Annotated in this window: 3 protein-coding genes; 2 read left to right on the top strand and 1 reads right to left on the bottom strand. The window is 61.9% G+C overall.

Going from position 1 to position 24,747, the window contains the following annotated elements:
- Position 1 precedes the first annotated feature (1 nt).
- Positions 2-1,738 (bottom strand): type I secretion system permease/ATPase, encoded by a 1,737-nt coding sequence (locus ACEN8Z_RS12265; protein ID WP_495597815.1) that lies wholly within the window; start codon positions 1,736-1,738, stop codon positions 2-4.
- Positions 1,739-2,412: 674 nt separating this feature from the next.
- Between ACEN8Z_RS12265 and ACEN8Z_RS12270 the strand changes: the two genes are divergently transcribed.
- The gene (locus ACEN8Z_RS12270) at positions 2,413-12,915 is read left to right on the top strand and encodes a peroxidase family protein (protein WP_495597816.1); all 10,503 of its coding nucleotides are present in this window, start codon (positions 2,413-2,415) and stop codon (positions 12,913-12,915) included.
- Between the two features lie 1,049 nt (positions 12,916-13,964).
- On the top strand, positions 13,965-24,650 hold the full coding sequence (locus tag ACEN8Z_RS12275) for a peroxidase family protein (RefSeq protein WP_495597817.1): 10,686 nt from the start codon (positions 13,965-13,967) through the stop codon (positions 24,648-24,650).
- The last annotated feature ends 97 nt before the right edge of the window (positions 24,651-24,747 follow it).

A 24,747-nucleotide genomic window follows, 5' to 3' on the forward strand; every position in this document is an offset into this window, starting at 1 on the left:
GTCACTCCCGCGCTTTGACGGAGGCCAGAGGGGTCGACGCGCCAGCAGGCATCACACTGGCCTTGCGCAGCGCTGCGAATACTTCATCGCGCGTGCCAAGCATCTGCACGCCGCCGTCGCGCATCATCAGCACCTTATCGACGGCGCAGAGTACGTTGGGACGGTGGGAAATCAGAATGACGGTGGCGCCGCGGCCCTTGAGTTCGGCCAGTGCATCGACCAAAGCCTTTTCGCCGACGTCGTCGAGGTTGGCGTTCGGCTCATCCAGCACGATCAGATTGGGTTCGCCATACAACGCGCGAGCCAAGGCGATGCGTTGCTTCTGACCACCGGAAAGCGGGCTGCCGTCGGTGCCCAGGCGGGTGTCATAACCCTGCGGGAAACGCAGGATCATCTCGTGCACGCCAGTGCTCTTGGCGGCGCGGATGACCGCTTCGCTGTCCACTTCGCCAAAGCGCGCAATATTGTCGGCAATGTTGCCCTCGAACAGTTCCACGTCCTGTGGCAGGTAGCCGAGCCAGGGGCCAAGTTCACCCTTGTTCCAGGTGAAAATGTCCGCGCCGTCCAGGCGTACCTTGCCGGCCTGTGCCGGCCAGACGCCAACCAGCAAGCGGGCGAGGGTGGATTTGCCCGAGGCGGACGGACCGATAATGCCAAGGCTTTCGCCGGGGACAAGGCTGAAGCCCACCCCGCGCAGAATCGTGTTGTTGGTACCGGGGGCACCGGCATACACATTCTCCACCGCCAGCATGCCCATTGGCCGCTGCAGCGACATGCTCGGTGGCCGGTGCGGATAGTCGTGCAGCATCTCGTTGAGCCGGCCCCAGGCCGAACGGCAACCGAGCAGTTGCTTCCACGACGCGATCACCTGTTCCACCGGGCCCAGTGCGCGGCCGGTGAGGATCGAGCAGGCAATCATCATCCCCGGGGTGATCTTGCCTTCGATCGCCAGCAGCGCGCCGGCGCCGAGGATCAGCGACTGCAAGGTGATACGCACGAAGCGCCCGGTGCTGCTGATCAAGGCGGCGCGGTCGGAGGCCATGGTCTGCATTTCCAGAATGCGCAAATGGCTTTGGAACCAGCGCTTGCTGATCGACGGCAGCATGCCCATGGCCTCGATGACCTCGGCATTGCGCAGGTTGTTGTTGGCGTATAGGGCGGAGGACATGGCGGCCTGATTGGCTTCGGCCAGCGGCTTCTGCGTCGCCTTTTCAGTCAGATAGGCCAGGCCCATCAGAATCAGCGAGCCGATCAGCGTGAGCAGTCCGAGCAGTGGGTGGATCAGGTAGGCGACCAGCAGGTAGATCGGCGTCCACGGTGCATCGAAGAAAGCGAACAGGGAGTTACCGGTGACGAACTGACGAACCTGGGCGAGATCTTGCAGGGCCTGGGCCGGATTACCTCCGGCGCGGCTCAGGTTGCGCTCGAATGCCGCGGTGAAAACGCGCCGGTTGAGGTCCATGTCGAGGCAGTTGCCGACCCGGATCAGTACGCGGGTGCGGACCATTTCCAGCGTGGACATCAGCAAGAACAGACCTACCACCAGGACAGTCAACATCGCCAGCGTCGTGACGTTGCGACTGACCAGGGCTCGATCATAGACCTGCAACATATAAACGGCTGGCGTCAACATCATGACGTTTATGACGCCGCTGAACCCTGCCAGCAAGTAAAAACTGCGACGCATACGAAAGAGCGCGTCGGCCAGTTCGGAACGGATGCTCGACTGCTTGGGCATGTTGATCCTCCCACTTCGAAAAGCCGGTTGCCCTGGCGGCGCAACAGGTAACAGTAAATGTAGTCCCGTTAACAGCTTATGGACACGCAGGCTGGTCGCTCTATGGATGGCGAGTCTTCCGAAATCGCTGCGTTGCTCCCTTATGCAGCAGCGTAGGTGGCGTTGAAACAGTTAGAAATAACATTTCGCTCTATACCTGCACTCAACTTCCTATATGTCTTTTAAAAACAGCTAGTTGTACTGCTCAAGAGCCGGTCGTCCGTTTTAGCGACGTAATATTGACAAAGATTTGCTATGGAACTTTAGTCTTAGTTATCGGGGGGGGCGCCCGCCTGAAGCTTGCCATCGTTTTGGCAACGCAAGGCGCGGTGATTCTCCTGAGAGGAGCAGAGTCATGTCGATCATTTCGTGCTTTTGCGCAGGGAAGGAGCTGTCCAGGACGTTCGTCTTCACTTCCAGATTCCATGGCCCGCCCATGGCTCGAATCCGCTCTGCCTGATCGCCCGGCGAGCAATTCATTTCGCGAATTCCAGGCGCGTATCCCGGGTCCCGGGTAACGCCAGAGCTCTCGCAAAAAAACCTAACCAACAAACTGCGCAAGCCAGCACTTGACTTGGCGCGGGAGGGTTTTCTCGTCCCGCGCTTTTACCCAGACAGATCGAGGGCATTCCAAAATGGCCAATTTCAACAAATCGGACCTGGAGTTCATTCTCCAGCAGATTTTCATCGCTGAAGCGGATACTGCTGGCCAGTCGCTCGCCAGCCTGTTACCGAACCCGGAATTTGCTTTCGGTCTGCGCACGGTCGACGGGACGTTTAACAACCTGAGACTGGGTCAGAGCGAGTTCGGCGCAGCCGACAACATTTTCCCGCGCTTGACCACTCCAGTCTTCCGCCCGGCTGAGGCGGGCACCTCTTACACTCAGACCAGCGACCTGGTGATCGACTCGCAGCCGCGCACCATCAGCAACCTGATCGTCAACGATACCGCCACCAACCCGGCGGCGGTCGCGGCCACGTTCGATCCCGGTCTGGATGGCATCCTCGGCACGGTTGACGATGTCTTGAAGGCCGGTGCGCAGGTCGTTACTGGAACCCGTACCGACGGCACGACTTTCCAGACCTTTTTCATGCCTAACGTGGCGCCGGACGCGGGCCTGTCCGCGCCGTTCAACTCGTGGATGACCTTCTTCGGTCAGTTCTTCGACCACGGCCTCGACCTGGTGACCAAAGGCGGCAGCGGCACGGTGTTCATCCCGCTGCAGCCGGACGATCCGTTGTTTGTTCCGGGTAGCCCGACCAATTTCATGGTGTTGACGCGGGCCACCAACCTGCCCGGGCCCGATGGCATCCTCGGCACCGCCGACGACATTCACGAGGCTTCAAACACCACCACGCCATTCGTCGATCAGAACCAGACCTACAGCTCGCATCCCTCGCACCAGGTGTTCCTGCGTGCCTATGAACTCGATGCCGCCGGCAAGCCGGTGGCAACCGGCAAGCTGATCACCAACCGTGACCTGGGCGCCGATGGCCTGTTCGGTACTGCCGACGACGTCGAAATCGGCGGGATGGCCACCTGGAAAGTGGTGAAGGCGCAGGCGCGCGACATGCTTGGCATTGATCTCGACGATCTCGACGTCCTCGACCTGCCGCTGTTGGCGACCGACGCGTACGGCAACTTCATTCGGGGGGCGAACGGCTTTGCGCAGATCGTGACCACGACCGGCTTGGTCGAGGGCAATCCGCTGGCGCCGATCGACGCATCGCTGGCGATTCGCACCGGTCACCAGTTCCTTATCGACATCGCGCACAATGCCAGCCCGGTGGACAGCCAGACCGGTGCGCCACTGTCGGCCGATGCCGACCTAGTTGCCGGCGGCCCGGTGGCCGCAGGCTTCTACGACAACGAACTGCTCGACGCGCACTACATCGCCGGCGACGGCCGGGTCAACGAGAACATCGGCCTGACCACCGTCCACTCCATCTTCCACTCCGAGCACAACCGGCTGGTCCAGCAGACCAAGGACACGATCCTCGCCTCAACGGCCGCCGGCGACCTGACGTTCCTGAACCAGTGGCTGCTGACGCCCGTCACGGCTGTTCCTGCTGATCTGTCGACCTTGAACTGGAATGGTGAGCGCCTGTTCCAGGCGGCGAAATTCGGCACCGAGATGCAGTATCAGCACCTGGTGTTCGAAGAGTTCGCGCGCACCATTCAACCGCAGGTCGATGCCTTCCTTGACTTCGATGACACAATCAATCCGTCGATCGTCGCCGAGTTCGCGCACACGGTCTTTCGCTTCGGCCACTCGATGCTGACCGAGACCATTGACCGGCTGGACCCCAACTTCGTCTCCAGTGAGATCGGCCTGATTCAGGCCTTCCTCAACCCGCTGGCGTTTGCGACCAGCGGCCCGACCCCGGAACAGGCGGCCGGCGCCATCGTCCGCGGCTTGACGCGCCAGGTCGGCAACGAGATCGATGAGTTCGTCACCGAAGCGGTGCGCAACAACTTGCTGGGCCTGCCGCTTGACCTGCCCGCCCTCAACATCGCGCGCGGCCGCGATACCGGCATCCCGTCCTTGAACGCGGCGCGCCGTGAGTTCTACGCCGGCACCGGCGACAGCCAGTTGAAGCCCTACACCAGCTGGGTCGACTTGGTGCAACACCTGAAGCACCCGGAATCGCTGATCAACTTCATCGCCGCCTACGGCACGCACGCCTCCATTACCAGCGCCACCACGCTCGACGCGAAACGCGCAGCGGCCACGCTCCTGGTGTTGGGCGGCGTCGGTGAGCCGGCGGATCGCCTGGACTTCCTCAACAGCACCGGCGTCTATGCCAACCTGGCAAATGGGGCAACCATTACCGGCGTTGATGCCATCGACTTCTGGATCGGCGGCCTGGCCGAGGAAAAAATGCCGTTCGGCGGCATGCTCGGCTCGACCTTCAACTTCGTCTTCGAGGACCAGCTCGAGAAGCTGCAAAACGGCGACCGGCTCTACTACCTGCACCGCACCCAGGGACTCAACTTCCTGAGTGAGCTCGAGAACAACTCGTTCGCCAAGATGGTGATGCTCAATACCGACGCGACCCATCTCCCGGCTCTTATGTTCTCGACCCCGACCTTTACTCTCGAGGTCGACCCCGCCAGGCAGTTCAACCGGAGCGTGATTGCCGGTCTGGACGGCATTGTGGGCACCGCCGACGACCTGTCTGGCAACACCGATCCCACTGGCGGCACCATGATCAACGGGGTCGTGATCACACCGCTGGTCATTCGCGACAACCCCAACACGGTCGGGCCCGATACCAACTACCTGCAGTACACCGGCGAAGACCATGTCGTGCTCGGCGGCACCGCCGGCAATGACATTCTCGTCTCTGGCGACGGCGACGACACGCTCTGGGGCGACGCCGGTAATGATCGCCTCGAAGGCGGCTACGGCAATGACGAGATCGAGGGTGGCGATGGCGATGACATCATCACCGACATGGGCGGCGACGACGTCATCCACGGCGGGGCCGGCAACGACGTCATCCACGGCGGCAACGGCATCAATATCGAACTCGGCGGTGACGGCAACGATTTCTTCGTCACCGGCGAGGACTTTTCGGAGGTCTTCGGCGGCGCTGGCGATGACTTCATGCTCGGCAGCCGGCTGAACGGACAAATGATGGGCGGCGATGGCGACGACTGGATCGAGGTCGGGACCCAGGACGGATCCCCCGGCGACAATTTCGCCGGTAACCTGCCACTGGCTTTGCTGGCAGAGTTGACCGGCGGCAACGACGTCTTCAGCGGTGACGGCGGCTTCGATGAAATGATCGGTGAAGGCGGCGATGACATCTTCATCGGCAGTGAGTCCAAGGACAAGATGTTGGGCATGTCCGGTTTCGACTGGACCACCTACAAGGATGATCCTTACGGCGTGACTGTGGACATGAGCCGCATCACCTTCGAACAATCGGCCCTGTCGCCTTCAGTTGCAGGCGTGCAAGCCAAGTTCGCCCAGGTGGAAGGTCTGTCGGGGTCGGCGTTCAGCGACATGCTGACCGGCGATGATGCCGACGCGGTCGCGATCGCCACTGCCGGTGTCCCAGGCAGCGTGCTCACCAATATTGACCTCGTCAACGGTCTGCGGGCGTTTCTTGGCGCGGCTGCAGCCGGCCCGGACGGTATCCTGGGCACGGCAGACGATCAGTTCGGCGCGGGCAACATCCTCCTCGGCGGTGGTGGCAGCGACATCATCGAAGGCCGCGGCGGTGACGACCTGATCGACGGCGACATGTGGCTGAATGTGCGTATCAGCGTGCGCCAGAACCTTGACGGAACCGGGCCGGAGATTGCCACCTTCGACAGCATGGAGCCCATGATCCCGTTCATGCTCGATGGCACCTTCAACCCCGGTCAGTTGGTCATCGTCCGCGAGGTCCTGACGGATGCCCCCGCCTTTGACACGGCCTTGTTCACTGGCAACCGGCTCGACTATACCGTCACCACTGTGGGCGGCGTGACCACCGTGGCCGACAGCGTCGTCGGGCGCGACGGCATCGACCGCCTGACCAATATCGAGCGGCTGCAGTTCAACGATCAGTCGCTCACCCTGCCAGGCGGGGTCGGGCTCAACAACGACCCGCTGGGCTTGCTGACCATACTCGATGCTGCCAGCAACACCCCGGACGCTACGCCGACCACGGGTCAACTGCTGAGGGTATCGGCTGCCGGCGTGACCGATGCCGACAACGCCGGCGGTGCCATCACCGGACCGATCGCCTTCTACTGGCAGTTCGAAGCAGTCCCGGGTACGGGCATCTTTCAGGACATCACCCGTGTTGCGGTCGGGGGCGCAGCATTGGCGCACATAACCGGGCCGACCTTCAGGGTGACCCCGGATCTCGCCGGGCTGGAATTGCGCGTCAGGGCCGTCTACAAGGATCAAAATGGTGTGCTTGAGACTGCGTTCTCTGCTCCAACCGCAGCGGTCGTAGCCGGCGTTGCTCCGCCACCGGCAGCCCCGCTGCCGGTCGAGACGCCGGTCGCCAGCACCGGTGTGCACTATATCCGGGCCGATCTGCAGTTCATTCTCGACCAGATTCTGATCTCGGAAAGGAATGCGGCCGGTGAGGATCTCCTCAGCATGCTGCCGAGTGCACGGTTGCCTTTGGGCCTGCGCACGGTCGACGGGTCGTTCAACAACCTGGTGGCGGGTCAGAACGAGTTCGGTGCAGCCGATACGGTCTTCCCGCGACTGGTTCCGGCGCAGTTCGATACGGCGGAGGCGGGCACCTCTTACGCTCAGACCAGCGGCCTGGTGATCGACTCGCAGCCGCGCACCATCAGCAATCTGATCGCCGACAACACCGCCACCAACCCGGCAGCGGTCGCGGCCACGTTCGATCCCGGTCCGGATGGCATCCTCGGCACGGTTGACGATGTCTTGAAGGACGGTGCGCAGGTGATTACTGGAACCCGTACCGACGGCACGACGTTCCAGACCTTTTTCATGCCTAACGTGGCGCCGGACGCGGGCCTGTCCGCACCGTTCAATCCCTGGATGACCTTCTTCGGTCAGTTCTTCGACCACGGCCTCGACCTGGTGACCAAGGGCGGCAGCGGCACGGTGTTCATCCCGCTGCAGCCGGACGACCCGCTGTTCGTTCCGGGCAGCCCGACCAACTTCATGGTGATGACGCGGGCCACCAACCTGCCAGGTCCTGATGGCATCCTCGGCACCGCCGACGACATCCACGAGGCTTCAAACACCACCACGCCGTTCGTCGACCAGAACCAGACCTACACCTCGCACCCTTCGCACCAGGTGTTCCTGCGCGCCTACGAGTTCAATGCCGCCGGCGATCCGGTGGCGACCGGCAGGCTGATCACCAATCGTGACCTGGGCGCCGATGGCCTGTTCGGCACTGCGGACGACGTCGAAATCGGTGGGATGGCCACCTGGAAAGTGGTGAAGGCGCAGGCGCGCGATCTGCTTGGCATTAATCTTACCGATGCCGACTTCGACAACGTGCCGCTGCTCGCTACCGACGCCTACGGCAATTTCATCAAGGGCCCGAACGGCTTCCCGATGGTCATGATGAGGGGCGCGGATGGTATTGCTGATACCGCCGATGATGTTCTCGTCGAGGGTAATCCTGCTGCGCCAATCAGCCTGGTCAATGCCGTGCGCACCGGCCACCAGTTCCTCATCGATATCGCCCACAACGCCGTTCCGGTGGACAGCCAGACCGGTGCGCCACTGACGGCCGATGCCGACCTCGTTGCCGGCGGCCCGGTGGCCGCGGGCTTCTACGACAACGAACTGCTTGACGCGCACTACATTGCCGGCGACGGCCGGGTCAACGAGAACATCGGCCTGACCACCGTCCACGCGATTTTCCACTCGGAACACAACCGTCTGGTCCAGCACACCAAGGATGTGGCCATCGCCTCCAACGATGTCAACTTCCTGAACCAGTGGCTGATGCCCGATGCCCAATTGTTGGTGTTGCCAACAACCGCGGCTGAGATCGCTGCCCTGCACTGGAACGGAGAGCGCCTGTTCCAGGCGGCGAGATTCGGTACCGAGATGCAGTACCAGCACCTGGTGTTCGAAGAGTTCGCGCGTACCATTCAGCCGAATATCGATCCGTTCCTTGGCGAGCACCAGAATTATCAAACCGAGATCGACCCGGCGATCGTCGCCGAGTTCGCGCACGCGGTCTATCGCCTTGGCCACTCGATGCTGACCGAGACCATCGACCGGCTGGACCCTAACTTCGCCTCCAGCGAGATCGGCCTGATTCAGGCCTTCCTCAATCCGCTGGCGTTTGCGGCCAGCGGCCCGACACCGGAGCAGGCGGCCGGTGCCATCGTCCGTGGCTTGACGCGCCAGGTCGGCAACGAGATCGATGAGTTCGTCACCGAAGCGGTGCGCAACAACTTGCTGGGTCTGCCGCTCGACCTGCCCGCCATCAACATCGCGCGCGGCCGTGATACCGGGCTTCCGACCCTGAACGAGGCGCGTCGTGAGTTCTTCACCGCGACCGGCGACAGCAACCTGAAGCCCTACATCAGCTGGGCCGATTTGGTGCAACACCTGAAGCACCCGGAATCGCTGATCAACTTCATCGCCGCCTATGGCACGCACGCCTCCATTACCAGCGCCACCACGCTCGACGGGAAGCGCGCCGCGGCCTCGCTCCTGGTGTTGGGCGGCGCCGGCGAGCCGGCGGACCGGCTGGACTTCCTCAATAGCACCGGCGTCTGGGCGAGTGGCCCGACCGGCGTCACCATTACCGGTCTGGACAACATCGACCTCTGGATCGGCGGCCTCGCCGAGGAAAAAATGCCGTTTGGCGGCATGCTCGGCTCGACCTTCAACTTCGTGTTCGAGAACCAGATGGAGAAGCTGCAGAACGCCGACCGCTTCTACTACCTGGAACGCAACGCGGGGCTTAACTTCGTCACCGAGTTGGAGAACAACTCGTTCGCGAGACTGGTGATGGCCAACACCGATGCGACCCACCTCCCAGCCGTCATGTTCTTGACTCCGGCCTTTACCCTGGAGGTCGACCCGGCCAGGCAGTTCAACGAGAGTGTGATTGCCGGTCCGGACGGCATCGTGGGCACCATTGACGACCTGCCCGGTAATACCGATCCAGTCGGCGGCATCCTCCTCACGCCGCTGGTCATCCGGGACAACCCTGCGACGGTCGGCCCTGATACCAACTACCTGCAGTACACCGGCGAAGACCATGTGGTGCTCGGTGGTTCGGCAGTCAATGACATTCTCGTTTCTGGCGACGGCGACGACACGCTCTATGGCGACGGTGGCAATGACCGCCTCGAAGGTGGCTACGGCAACGACTTCATCGTCGGGGGCGACGGCGACGACATCATCACCGACATGGGCGGCGACGACACCATTCATGGCGGCGACGGCAACGACGTCATCCACAGTGGCAACGGCGTGAATCTGAACCTCGGCGGCTTCGGCAAGGACTTCGTCGTCACCGGTGAGGACTCCTCGGAGGTCTTCGGTGGCGCAGGCGACGACTTCATCATGGGCAGCATGGCCGATGAACAGCTGATGGGTAACGAAGGTGACGACTGGATCGAGAAGGGAACCGCCGATGGTGCTCCCGGCGACAATTTCGACCCGAACGGGCTCGACCTGATACGCGGTAACGACATCTTCACCGGCACGGGCGGGCCCGACAGATTCATGGCCGAAGGTGGCGACGACATCATGTTCGGCAACGGCGGCGCGGGGGACCGCTACCTGGGTGGCTCCGGTTACGACTGGGCCGGCTTCAAGGACGACCCGTTCGGCGTGTCCGTCGACCTGGGCCTCGCCGAGATCGCTCTCGCGCCGCCACTGCCGGAGCTGGCCGCAACCGTGGCTCGGTTCCAACTGGTGGAAGGTCTGGCGGGGTCGCACTTCAGCGACATCCTGCGTGGCGATGATGCCGATGCCACCGTGATCGCGGCTGCCGGTGCTCAGGGCAGCGTGCTCACCAACTTCGACCTGGTCAACGGCCTGCGCTCGTTCGTCGGCACCGCAGCAGCCGGCCCGGACGGCATTGTGGGCACGGCAGACGATCAGTTCGGTGCCGGCAACATCGTCCTCGGCGGCGGCGGCAGCGACATCATCGAAGGTGGTGGTGGCGATGACCTGGTCGACGGTGACAAGTGGCTCAACGTACGTATCAGCGTGCGGCAGAACATTGATGGCACCGGGCCGGAGATCGCAACGTTCGACAGCATGGTCCCGTTGGTGCCGCTCATGCTCAACGGCACTTACAACCCCGGTCAACTCGTCGCCGTCCGTGAGATCCTGACGGATGCGCCTGACCCCCTTAACCCTGGCCATTCCTTTGACACGGCCCTGTACACCGGCCTTCTGGCCGACTACACCGTCATCGCGAACGTCGACGGCACGACCACCGTGACCGACAGCGTCGTTGGTCGGGACGGTACTGACAGGCTCAGCAGTATCGAGCGGCTGCAGTTCGCCGATCAGTCGCTGGTTCTCGTCAATGGCTTGAACGCCGAGCCGGTGGGCTTGCTGAGGATCAGCGATGGCACGCCGGCCGTTGGCCAAGTGTTGACGGTGTTGGCCGACACCGTCAGCGATGCGGACAATGTCGCTAGCGCAGGTGCGATCACCAGTCCCATCGCCTTCGTATGGCAGGTCGAAACAAACCCGGGCACCGGTATCTTCGACGACATCGGTATTGCGCTCGGAGGCGGACTAGCAACCGCGACCGGTCCGACCTTCACGGTGACCGCGGCTGAGGAGGGACTGCTGCTGCGCGTCAGGGCCGTCTATCAGGACGCCCACGGCGTGCTGGAAAGCGTGTTCTCGGCGCCGACCGCGCCAACTGCGCCGCTCGGCGGCAGCCCCTTCAACCTCCTACCGGTTGGCACGGTGCTGATCAGCGATACGACCCCGACGGAAGGCTCGGCCTTGACCGCTACGGATGCGTTCACCGACCCCGATGGGACCACGACCTCGGTGATTACCCGTCAGTGGCAAGTGGGGAGCGGTACGATCTTTGCCGACATCGCCGGTGCGACGGGCACGACCTTCACGCCCGGCCAGGCGCAGGTCGGTCAGCAACTGCGTGTCGTCGCGAGTTACACCGATGACCTCGGCACGCTTGAGCGGGTCACCTCTGCCGCAACGACAGTGGTCGGTGATGTGTTTGTCGGTACCGCCGGTGCCGACATATGGACCGGCACGGCAGGCGACGACGTGGCCAGCGGAGGCGATGGCAACGACATCCTGAACGCCTTGGGCGGCAACGACATCCTCAATGGTGACGCGGGCAATGACATTCTCATCGGCGGTTCGGGTGCCGATACCATGACCGGCGGTGTAGGCGACGATATCTACGAAGTCACCGACCTTGGGGACGTGGTGACCGAGCTTGGCGGTGAGGGTATTGACACGGTCTGGACCTCGCTCGCGAGTTACACCCTGGGTGCCAACGTCGAAAATCTGAATAACGGCGGCAGCGGCACCTTCGCGGGCACCGGCAACGCGCTCGACAACACGCTCGTGGGCGGTGCAGGTGTTGATGTCCTCATCGGTGGCGCAGGTGCCGACACGATGGCCGGCGGTGGCGGCAACGATGTCTACGAAGTCACCGAGCTTGGGGACGTGGTGAGCGAGCTCGCCGGTGCCGGCATCGACACGGTCTGGACCTCGCTTGCGAGCTACACGCTGGGTGCCAACGTCGAGAATCTGTTTTTCGGCGGCAGCGGCAACTTTGCGGGCATCGGCAACGAGCTCGCCAACACGATCGTGGGTGGCGCGGGTAACGACTTCCTCAACGGCAACGGCGGTGCCGACACGCTACTCGGCGGTGGCGGTGCCGACACGATGTTCGGCGGTGTTGGCGACGATGTCTACGAAGTCGCCGACCTTGGGGACGTGGTGGCCGAGCTCGCCGGTTCCGGCAGCGACACGGTCTGGACCTCGCTTGCGAGCTACACCCTGGGTGCCGACGTCGAAAATCTGTTTTTCGGCGGTAGCGGCAACTTTGCGGGCAGCGGCAACACGCTCGACAACACGCTCGGGGGTGGCGCGGGTAACGACTTCCTCGGCGGCAGCGGCGGTGCCGACACGATGCTCGGCGGTGGCGGTGCCGACACGATGTTCGGCGGTGTTGGCGACGATGTCTACGAAGTCACCGACCTTGGGGACGTGGTGGGCGAGCTCGCCGGTGCCGGCAGCGACACGGTCTGGACTTCGCTCGCGGGCTACACCCTGGATGCCAACGTCGAGAATCTGTATTTCGGCGGCAACGGTAACTTCGCGGGCACCGGCAACGAGCTCGCCAACATAATCGTGGGTGGTACGGGTAACGACGTCCTCACCGGCGGTGGCGGTAACGACGTGATGAGTGGTGTCGTCGGCAACGATACGTTCGTGTTTGCTGTCGCGGGTTTCGGCAACGATACGATCCTGAACTTCGGAGCCAATCCGGCCGGGCAGGACTTGCTCAATATCACGGCGCTGGGGATCACCAGCGCGACGTTCGCTGCCAACGTGAGCATAACGGCTAACGGGGCGGACACGGTGGTTGGAATCGGAGTGGACTCCATCCGCCTTGTTGGTGTCAGCAGTGCGGCCGTTGATCAGACGGACTTCATTCTGGCCACCTGAGGTCCTGGTCAGTACTGTCGCAGGGAGCGTGGACAGCGGAGGGGAGGGCAATGGATGCCCTCCCTTTCTCCTTCCACTCAATTGCCTCATGACTGCATTCGGTGTGGGAATTCAGGGAGGGCTGAATCGACCAGGTTTTTGCCGCGATAGCGATGAGCATGACGTTGCAAGCTGCTCTCAAATAATCGGAGACGTTCTTCTATTTTTCCGGCGTGAAATAGCTCTTCTCAATAGCTTTGCGAGTCGAGGCAATGATTTCCGTGCGAGTTCGTTCTTTCTCGACTGCTCGGGACAGGACTTGCGCTCCCACACATTGAGCGATGACGGCCCATGCCGCATCAGGGCTACCGAAACGATCGGCCCAGGCTTTCTGTATTTGCTTAAGGGCCTTTTTCGACGGCCACCCGTACCTGCCCTCAGGTTCGGCACGCGCAAACTCTCCACCCAAGTCTGGAGGGGCACAGCCTTCTTCTGGATGAAGGACATGAAAGGTACTTGGGTAGTTACGCGTTACGACGTTATTCCTTTGTTATTTGCACTCCGACAGTTAGAAATAACATTTCGCTCTATACCTACACTCAACTTTCTATATGTCTTTTAAAAACAGCTAGTTGCGCGGCCTAACACCGGTCGTCTGTTTTAAAGACGTAAAATTGACAAAGTTTTGCTATGGAACTTTAGTCTTAGTTATCGGGGGGGCCGCCCGCCTGAAGCTTGCCATCGCTTTGGCAACGCAAGGCGCGGTGACTCTCCTGAGAGGAGCAGAGCCATGTCGATCATTTCGTTCTTTTGCAGAGGGAGGGGGGTGTCCAGGATGTTCGCCTTCACTTCCAGATTCCATGACCCGCCCAGGGCTCGGATTCGCTCTGCCTGATCGCCCGGCGAGCAATTCATTTCGCGAATTCCAGGCGTGTATCCCGGGTCCCGGGTAACGCCAGATCTCTCGCAAAAAAACATAACCAACAAACTGCGCAAGCCAGCACTTGACTTGGCGCGGGAGGGTTTTCTCGTCCCGTGCCTTTACCCAAATAGATCGAGGGCAATCCAAAATGGCCAATTTCAACAAGTCGGACCTGGAGTTCATCCTTAAGCAAATTTTTATCGCAGAAGCGAATGCCGACGGCGCAAGCCTCATTGATTTGCTTCCCAACTCTCAGGTGCCGTTCGGCCTGCGTACCGTCGATGGCAGCTTCAACAACCTGGTCACCGGCCAGAGCGAGTTTGGCGCCGCGGACAATGCTTTCCCGCGCCTGCTTGATCCTTCCTTTCTGTCGCCGGCATACGCCGGGACAGGGTCGGTGACCGATCCGCAACCACGGATTATCAGTAACCTGATCGTCGACCAGACCGCCAATAACCCGGCGGCCTATGCCTCAGCGTTCGACCCGGGCCTGGACGGTGTGCTCAACTTCGGCTCGCCGGGTAATGACGACGTACTCAAGGATGGCGTACAGGTAGTCACCAGCCCCGGGCTGGATGGCGTATTCGGCACGACCGATGACAAGCCAGTGTTCTTCATGCCCAACGTGTCGCCGGACGTCGGCCTGACCGCCAGCTTCAACTCGTGGATGACCTTCTTCGGCCAGTTCTTCGACCACGGTCTCGACCTGGTCACCAAGAGCGCTACCGACGTCGTGTTTATTCCGCTGCAGCCGGACGATCCGTTGTTTGTACTGAACAGCCCGACCAACTTCATGGTGCTGCCACGTGCAGTGCGTACCGCCGGCGCAGACGGAATACTCGGCACGACCGATGATGGCCAGCCCAACACCACCTCGCCGTTCGTCGACCAAAGCCAGACCTACAGCTCGCACCCCTCGCATCAGGTGTTCCTGCGCGAGTACGTCCTCAATGCGGCAGGCGATCCTGTTGCAACGGGACGCTTGATTACCAACCGCGATCTCGGCGCCGATGGCAAGTTCGGCACTGCCGATGATGGCAACGGCGAAAATGGCGGCATGGCGACCTGGAAGGTGGTCAAGGCCCAGGCCCGTGACATTCTCGGCATCGACCTGACTGACGCCGATGTACACAACGTGCCATTGCTGGCAACCGATGCGTACGGCAACTTCATCCGCGGGCCGAGCGGCATGCCGCAGGTGGTGATGCGCATCGGTAACGGTGCTGACGGCATTGCCGGGACAGCTGATGACGTCACGCAACTGGTCGAAGGCAACCTGCTTAATCCGATCAGTCTGGCCAACGCCGTGAGCACCGGGCATGGCTTCCTCGACGACATCGCCCACAATGCTGCGCCGGTTATCGTCGGCGGGGTTCTGCAGGCGGATGGTGACAGCGATGTCGGTAACCCGCAGCCCGTTGGCGCGGGCGGCAATAACCTGACCTATGACAACGAACTGCTCGACGCCCACTACATTGCCGGCGACGGCCGGGTAAACGAGAACATCGGCCTGACCACCGTGCACCATGTGTTCCACTCCGAGCACAACCGCCTGGTCCAGCAATCCAAGGACACCATCCTGGCTTCCGGCGACCTGGCCTTCCTCAATGAGTGGTTGATTGACGACGTAGCCGCGATACCGACTACCCCCGCCGGGATCGCAGCGCTGGTGTGGGACGGTGAACGCCTGTTCCAGGCCGCCAAGTTCGGCACCGAGATGCAGTACCAGCACCTGGTGTTCGAGGAGTTCGCGCGGACCATTCAGCCACAGGTCGACGGATTCCTTGCGCCCAGTGGGTATGACACCTCGATCAACCCGGCAATCCTCGCCGAGTTCGCCCACGTGGTGTACCGCTTCGGTCACTCGATGTTGACCGAGACCGTCGATCGCTTCGATCCCGCGTTCAATCCGCTGCTCACTAACCCGGCCAACCCGGATTCGCAACTGGGTCTGATCGCGGCCTTCCTCAACCCACTGGCGTTCGCCGGCAGCGGGGTGACTGCGGACCAGGCGGCAGGGGCGATCATCCGCGGTGTGACCCGCCAGGTCGGCAACGAGATCGATGAGTTCGTCACCGAAGCGTTGCGCAACAACCTGCTCGGTCTGCCGCTCGATTTGCCGAGCCTGAACCTGGCGCGTGGTCGCGACACGGGCATCCCTACATTGAATGAGGCGCGCCGAGAGTTTTACGCAATGACCGGCGACAGCCAACTCAAGCCCTACATCAGTTGGGCTGACCTGGCGGACAGCCTCAAGCACCCCGAGTCGCTGGTCAACTTCATCGCAGCCTTTGGCACGCATACCTCGATCACGGCGGCGACCACGCTGGCAGACAAACGCGCTGCAGCCATGGCGCTGGTACTGGGTGGTTCGGGTTCGCCGGCTGATCGCCTGGACTTCCTCAACAGCACCGGTGCCTATGCCAACATAACGACGGCCGGCAGGGATGGGGTACTCGGTACTGCAGATGACCAGACGGGAGTGACCGTCACCGGCGTCGACGACATCGACTTCTGGGTCGGTGGCCTCGCTGAACAGAAGATGCCGTTCGGCGGCATGCTCGGCTCGACGTTCAACTTCGTGTTTGAAACCCAGATGGAGGCGTTGCAGAACGGCGACCGCTTCTACTACCTGTCGCGTACCGCGGGTCTGAACTTCGGCACTGAGCTTGAGAACAACTCCTTTGCCAAGCTGATCATGCTCAACAGCGATGTCACCCACCTGGCGAACACCGTGTTCCTGACGCCGACGTTCACCCTCGAAGTGAATCAGGCCGCTCAGTTCACTGGCCTTGGCCTGGATAGCCGCGCCGATCCGACGGGCGGCATCATGATCAACGGCGTGGAAGTCGTGCCGTTGGTGATTCGCGACAACCCCGACACCCCCGGTCCGGACACCAATTATCTGCAGTACACCGGTGAAGACCATGTTGTCCTGGGCGGCACCGCCGGCGATGACATCATCATCTCTGGTGACGGCGATGACACCGTTTACGGCGACGCCGGCAACGACCGCCTCGAAGGCGGGGCCGGGAACGATGCGGTACTGGGCGGCGCAGGCGATGACATCATTTCCGACTCGTTCGGCGACAACCGTCTGGAAGGTAATGCCGGTAACGATGTGATCGTGGTTGGCAGCATGCTTGCTGCAGGCAACCTGATCCTGGGTGGCGATGGCCAGGACTTCATCATCACCACTGAAGACATCAGCACCACCTTCGGCGGCCAGGGTGACGACTTCATCCTCGGTGCCAAGACCAACCTGCCACCTACCGGCAACGAAGGTGATGACTGGATCGAGAAGGGCACCCAGGACGGTGCGCCTGGCGATAACTTCTCGCCGCTGCTCAATGACGATGTGATCGGCAACGACATCTTTGTCGGTGGCGGCGGCTTCGACGAAATGATCGGCGAGGGTGGCGATGACATTTTTGTCGGCAGCGATGCCCAGGACAAGATGGACGGCATGTCCGGTTTCGACTGGGTGACCTACAAGAATGACAAGGTTGGCGTGACCGTTGACCTGAGCCTGGCTGCACTGGCGCAGCCACATGGCAATGCACCCAACCAGAATGCCGGCATATTCAATCCGGTCGGTGCCTCGCCAGCCTCGATTCTCGACCGTTTTGCCGAGGTCGAAGGCTTGTCCGGTTCGAGTTTCGGCGATGTGCTCAAAGGCGACGATGTTGATGCAGTCACTATCATCAACCACGGCGGTACCACGGGCAGTGCGCTGACCAATGTGGCGTTGATCCGCGGCCTGGAACAGTTCCTCGCCGATGCCGGATTGCCGACCACCGGCTTTGCCACTGGCAACATCATCCTCGGCGGCAATGGCAGTGACCTGATCGAAGGTCGTGGTGGCGATGATCTGATCGACGGCGACAAATGGATCAACGTCAGAATTGCCGTTTATGCTCCTGGTGATGTCAACCATACCGGTCCAGAAATCGCCAGCTTCGACAGCATGGTCGATATGATCCCGTTCATGCTGGACCGCACCTATAACCCTGGCCAGCTCAAGGCCGTGCGGGAAATCATGCCCGGCACTTCGACTGGCGGGGCGGCCTTCGACACCGCCATTTTCTCCGGGGTTGCGTCCGAGTATACGGTTACCGTTGACAACCGCGGCACGGCCAACGTGGCGGACGATGTCTGGACAGTGGCCGATAACGTAGCGGGTCGCGACGGCACCGATACCCTGCTGCATATCGAACGCCTGCAGTTTGCCGATACCCAGCAAGTGCTGGTGCCAGGGCAGAATGCACAACCGGTTGGCAGACCTACCGTTTCTGATGGAAACGGCGGGGCGATAACGGTGGGCGACACGCTGACGGTCAGCGTGGCCGGGGTGCGTGATGGCAATAACGTCGCGCCGGGTAATCCGCAGGGGTTCATCACCAACTCCTCGGTGTCCTACATCTGGCAGTTCGAGGCCACTCCAGGCAGCGGCGTATTCGAGGACATCATCCTGCTGCCGGCTGGCGACCTGGCGTTCCAAAGCGCCGATGGTACCGCGTTCAAGGTCTCTCCTGACCTCGCCGGGTTGTCGTTGCGGGTCAAGGCGATCTATCAGGATGGTCACGGCACCACGGAGATCCTGTTCTCCACGCCGACGGCTACCGTAGTCGCCGGTGCACCGGTCACGCCAACGCCGCTGGTACCTGTAGTCGATGCCACCGCGGGTGGCGCGGGCCTTCACATGGTCCGCTCCGACCTCAACTTCATTCTTGACCAGATCAAGATTGCCGAGGCTGATGCGGCCGGTCAGGACATCCTCTCGCTGATCCCGAATATCCGTGCGCCATTAGGGCTGCGTACGGTCGACGGGTCGAACAACAACCTGATGAACCTCAACGGCAACAATCACACCGAGTTTGGTGCCGCCGATAACGTCTTCCCGCGCTTGACCGATCCGGTCTTCAATCCGGCGGAAGGTGCTCCTGCCGACTTCTTCGGTCCCGGCTCGCCGGCCGGCCCGGGAACGACGTATCAGCAGACCAGCGGAGCTGTGTTTGACTCGCAGCCGCGCACCATCAGTAATCTGATCGTCGACCAGACGGCGAATAACCCGGCGGCCTATGCCGCGGCTTTCGACCCGGGCTTGAACGGTGTGCTCGACTTCGGCGCGGTGGGTAATGACGACGTGCTCAAGGATGGCGTACAGATTGTCGCCAGCCCCGGCATGGATGGTCAGTTCGGTACTGGCGATGATCGCAATGTGTACTTTTTCGAGAACACCACGGCGGATGCGGGATTGTCCGCACCGTTCAACGCCTGGATGACCTTCTTCGGGCAGTTCTTCGATCATGGCCTGGACCTGGTCACCAAAGGTGGTTCGGGCACCGTGTTCATCCCGCTGAAACCGGACGATCCGCTGTTTGTGCCAGGCGGCAACACCAACTTCATGGTGCTGAGCCGCGCAACCAACCTGCCAGGGGCGGATGGCGTTCTCGGTACGGCCGACGACATCCATGAGCACACCAACACCACCTCGCCGTTCGTGGACCAGAACCAGACCTATAGCTCGCACCCATCGCACCAGGTGTTCCTGCGCGCTTATCAGATGACCGATAGCGGCCCGATAGCGACCGGCAGACTGATCACCAACCGTGATCTGGGAGTGGATGGCAAGTTTGGTACTGCGGACGACGTCGAAATTGGTGGCATGGCGACCTGGAAGGTGGTCAAGGCGCAAGCCCGTGACATTCTCGGCATCAACCTGACCGACGCCGACGTCGATAATGCCCCGCTGTTGGCGACCGATGCCTATGGCAATTTCATTAAGGGGCCGCACGGCTTCCCGATGGTCGTGATGAAGGGGGTTGACGGCCTTGGCGGCACGCCGGATGACGTCCTTGTCGAAGGTGATCCGCTTGCTCCCGTTGACCTGACCGATGCTGTGCGCACCGGTCACCAGTTCCTTATCGACATTAACAACAATGCAGTGCCGGTGTTCAACAACCTTGGCGAGCTCGTTCCTGACGCGGACGACGTTGCTGGCAACGCCGTGCCGATCGATCCGCTGACCGGGGCCAAACTGGCCTACGACGACGAACTGCTGGATGCGCACTACATCGCTGGCGACGGCCGGGTCAACGAGAACATCGGCCTGACCGCGGTGCATGCGATCTTCCACTCCGAGCACAACCGCCTGGTCCAGCAAACCAAGGACACGGTGCTCGATTCGGGTGACGTGGCTTTCCTCAACGAGTGGCTGCTCACGCCGGTGGCCGCATTGCCAGCCACCCAGGCCGAGTTCGATGCGCTGGTATGGAATGGCGAGCGCTTGTTCCAGGCGGCCAAGTTCGGCACCGAGATGCAGTATCAGCACCTGGTATTCGAAGAGTTTGCGCGGACCATCCAGCCCAACATCGACCTGTTCTTCGCACCGACCCAGGTCTATGACGTCGACCTCGATGCCTCGATCGTCGCCGAGTTCGCCCATACTGTGTACCGGTTTGGCCACTCGATGCTGACCGAGACCGTCGATCGCTACGATATCGACTTCAACGTGGTGGGCGACGGCAATCCGAATGTCGCGGGCAATCAACAGACCGGCCTGATCGCAGCGTTCCTCAACCCGTTGGCGTACGCCGCCAGTGGCGTGTCGCCAGAGGATGCGACCAGTGCGATCATCCGTGGGGTGACCCGGCAAGCCGGTAACGAAATCGACGAGTTCGTCACCGAGGCGCTGCGCAATAACCTGCTCGGCTTGCCGCTCGACCTGCCGGCGCTCAACATCGCCCGTGGCCGCGACGTGGGAATTCCCTCACTCAATGCGATCCGCCGCGACATCTACAGCCAAACCGGCGATACCCAACTCAAGCCGTACAACAGCTGGGTTGATCTGATGCAGCACCTCAAACATCCGGAGTCGTTGATCAACTTCATCGCGGCCTATGGCACGCATGACACGATCACGTTGGCGACCACGCTGGCAGACAAACGCGCTGCAGCCATGGCGCTGGTACTCGGTGGTACGGGTGCGCCGGCTGACCGTTTGGACTTCCTCAACGGCACCAATTCCTGGGCCAACGTGACGCTGGCCGGCAAGGATGGGGTGCTGGGGACTGCCGACGACCTGAAGGGGGTGACTATCACGGGCGTCGATGCCATCGACCTCTGGATCGGCGGCCTGGCCGAACAGAAAACCCCGTTCGGCGGCATGCTCGGCACGACCTTCAACTTCGTGTTCGAGAACCAGCTGGAAAAACTGCAGGACGGCGACCGCTTCTACTACCTGGAGCGTACCTCTGGCCTGTCGATGAATGCCGAACTTGAAAGCAACTCGTTCGCCAAGCTGATCATGGCCAACACCTCGGCCACGCACTTGCCGGGCCTGGTGTTCTCGGACATGGCGTTCTATCTGGAAGTGGACCCGGGCAAGCAGTTCAACGAGGGCCTGCTCGCGGCCGATCCGTTCGGTCCGACCGGTGAACAGGTGGTGTTCCGTGACAACCCGCTGACCGTGGGGCTGGACACCAACTACATCAAGTACACAGGTGAAGAGCACATCGTACTGGGTGGCACCGACAACGCAGACATCCTCCTCTCGGGCGATGGCGATGACACGGTCTGGGGTGATGCCGGCAACGATCGCATCGACGGCGGTAACGGCAACGACCAGCTGCGCGGTGGTGCCGGCGACGACATCATCACCGACACCGGCGGCGACGATAACATCCAGGGTGGCGACGGCAACGACGTGTTGCACGGAGGCAACGGCATCAACCTGATCATTGGCGGGTTCGGCAACGACTTCATCATTACCGGTGAGGATGCCTCCGAGGCCATTGGTGGCCAGGGCAACGACTTCATCCTGGGCAGCAAAGCCAACGAACAGGACATGGGTAACGAAGGCGACGACTGGATCGAGAAGGGCACTTCGGACGGTGCGCCTGGCGACAACTTCGATCCGCTCGGCAACGACCCGGTGATCGGTCACGATGTATTCATCGGCGGCAACGAGAACGACAAGTTCAACGGCGAAGGCGGCGACGACATCATGGTCGGCAGTCTCGGCTTCGGTGACCGCTATATCGGCGGCTCCGGCTATGACTGGGCGACCTTCAAGGATCTCGCCCAGGGCGTGACCATCGATTACAGCGACCGCTTCTTCGATGTGCCAGTGCAGCCGGGTTCGGGAGCTTCGGCACTGGTGCGTTTCGACATCATGGAAGGGCTGTCGGGTTCGTCCCACGGTGACTTCCTGCGCGGTGATAACGAAGATGCGACATCGCTACCCACCGCGGGTGCAACCGGCAGTGTGCTGACCAACATCAGCCTGATCAATGGCCTGGCGGGTCTGCTGCCAGTCGGAGCGACGTTCTTCGACGGCGGCAACATCATCCTCGGTGGCAGCGGCAGCGACCTCATCGAAGGTCGCGGTGGTGACGACATCATCGACGGTGACAAGTGGCTGAACGTGCGTATCAGCGTACGGGCAAACGCTGATGGAACTGGCGATGAAATCGCCACGTTCGACAGCATGGTGCCGATGGTTCAGGCGATGCTCAACGGTACTTACAACCCGGGCCAGCTGGTCATCGTACGGGAGATTCTGACTGGCACTGACAGCTTCGACACCGCGGTGTTCTCCGGTAATGCGTCGGAGTACAGCGTCGCTGTCGATGGCAACACCGTCATCGTGACCGATCTGGTGGCGGGCCGTGATGGCGTCGATCGCCTGACGGGCATCGAGCGTCTGCAGTTCGCCGACCAGGCGCAGGCGTCCGGCGTTGGCACCGCCTTGAACAGTGGTCCTGTGGGGCGTCTGGCAATCCTCGATGCTACCACTGGTGCACGTACCGACGCGTCTGTCGCCGGCCAATTGCTGCGTGTCAGTGATCAGTCGGTACGCGACGCGGACAATGTGAGTGCGGCCAATCCGACCGGCGCGGTTACCGGTCCCGTGGCTTACTACTGGCAGGTCGAAAACGTTGCCGGCTCGGGTATCTTTGAAGACATCACCTTTTTTGCCGCCGGTGAGGTATCGCGGGCGGTCGGCGCCACTTACCTGGTGGCGGATGATGTCGCCGGTCTGAACCTCCGCGTTCGGGCGGTGTATCAGGATGCCCAGGGTACGCTGGAGATCGTCGACTCGTCGGGGAACAACGCACCGACCGCCGGGCCGACCATCCTCGGGCTTGCGTTTCCGGACCAGGTGTTGACCGCCGACACGTCGACCATCATCGACGTCGATGGCCTCAGCAATCCGCAGTTCACCTTCCAGTGGCAGGAGACCAACGGGGTCACCTTCGTCGACATCGTCGGAGCCACCGCCAGCACGTTCACGCTTGGCCTGGCTCAGGTCGGCGATCAGGTACGCGTGGTGGTCAGTTACGTGGATGACTTCGGTGCGGCCGAAAGCATTGCGTCCGACGCTACGGCCCCGGTGGCCGCCGGTGATGTGTTTGTCGGTACTGCCGGTGTCGACATATGGACCGGCACGACAGGCGACGACATTGCCAGCGGAGCTGCTGGCAACGACATCCTGAACGGCTTGGGCGGCAACGACCTCCTCAATGGTGATGCGGGCAATGACATTCTCATCGGCGGTACGGGTGCCGACATCATGGCTGGAGGTCTCGGTGACGATATCTTCGAAGTCACCGACCTTGGGGACGTGGTGACCGAGCTTGGCGGTGAGGGTATTGACACGGTCTGGACCTCGCTCGCGAGCTACACCCTGAGCGCCAACGTCGAGAATCTGTTTTTCGGCGGCAGCGGCAACTTCGCGGGCACCGGCAACGCGCTCGCCAACACGCTCGTGGGCGGTGCGGGTAACGACGTCCTCATCGGTGCCGCAGGTGCCGACACGATGGCCGGCGGTGCTGGCAACGATGTCTACGAAGTCACCGACCTTGGGGACGTGGTGATCGAGCTCGCCGGTGCCGGCAGCGACACGGTCTGGACCTCGCTTGCGAGCTACACCCTGGGTGCCAACGTCGAGAATCTGTTTTTCGGCGGCAGCGGCAACTTCGCGGGCACCGGTAACGTGCTCGGCAATACGATCGCGGGCGGTGCGGGTAACGACCTCCTCATCGGTGGCGCCGGTGCCGACACGATGGCCGGCGGTGCTGGCAACGATGTCTACGAAGCCACCGACCTTGGGGACGTGGTGATCGAGCTCGCCGGTGCCGGCAACGACACGGTCTGGACCTCGCTCGCGAGCTACAGCCTGAGTGCCAACGTCGAGAATCTGTTTTTCGGCGGCAGCGGCAACTTTGCGGGCACCGGCAACGTACTCGCCAACACGCTCGTGGGCGGTGCGGGTAACGACCTCCTCATCGGTGGCGCAGGTGCCGACACGATGGCCGGCGGTGCTGGCAACGATGTCTACGAAGTCACCGACCTTGGGGACGTGGTGATCGAGCTCGCCGGTGCCGGCAACGACACGGTCTGGAGCTCGCTCGCGAGCTACACCCTGGGTGCCAACGTCGAAAATCTGTTTTTCGGCGGCAGCGGCAACTTCGCGGGCACCGGCAACGGGCTGGCCAATACGATCGTGGGTGGTGCGGGTAACGACGTTCTCATCGGCGGTGGCGGTAACGACGTGATGAGTGGCGGCGTCGCCGGCAACGATACGTTCGTGTTTGCTGCCGCGGGTTTCGGCAACGATACGATCCTGAACTTCGGAGCCAATTTGGCCGCAGAGCAGGACTTGCTCAATGTCACGGGGCTGGGGATCACCAGCGCGACGTTCGCTGCCAACGTGAGCATAGCGGCTGACGGGGCAGACACGGTGGTTGGGTTCGGGGCGGACTCCATCCGTCTTGTCGGCGTCAACAGCGCGGCCGTTGATCAGACGGACTTCATTCTGGCCACTTGAGGTCCTGGTCAGTACTGTCGCAGGGAGCGTGGACAGCGGAGGGGAGGGCAATGGATGCCCTCCCTTTCTCCTTCCATTCAATTGCCCATTAGCTATC

The organism is Pseudomonas sp. Pseusp10 (assembly GCF_059492225.1).

Coding starts and splice junctions, on each gene's coding strand:
- ACEN8Z_RS12275 (WP_495597817.1), top strand. CDS start 13,965: ATGGCCAATTTCAACAAGTCGGACCTGGAGTTCATCCTTAAGCAAATT.
- ACEN8Z_RS12265 (WP_495597815.1), bottom strand. CDS start 1,738: ATGCCCAAGCAGTCGAGCATCCGTTCCGAACTGGCCGACGCGCTCTTT.
- ACEN8Z_RS12270 (WP_495597816.1), top strand. CDS start 2,413: ATGGCCAATTTCAACAAATCGGACCTGGAGTTCATTCTCCAGCAGATT.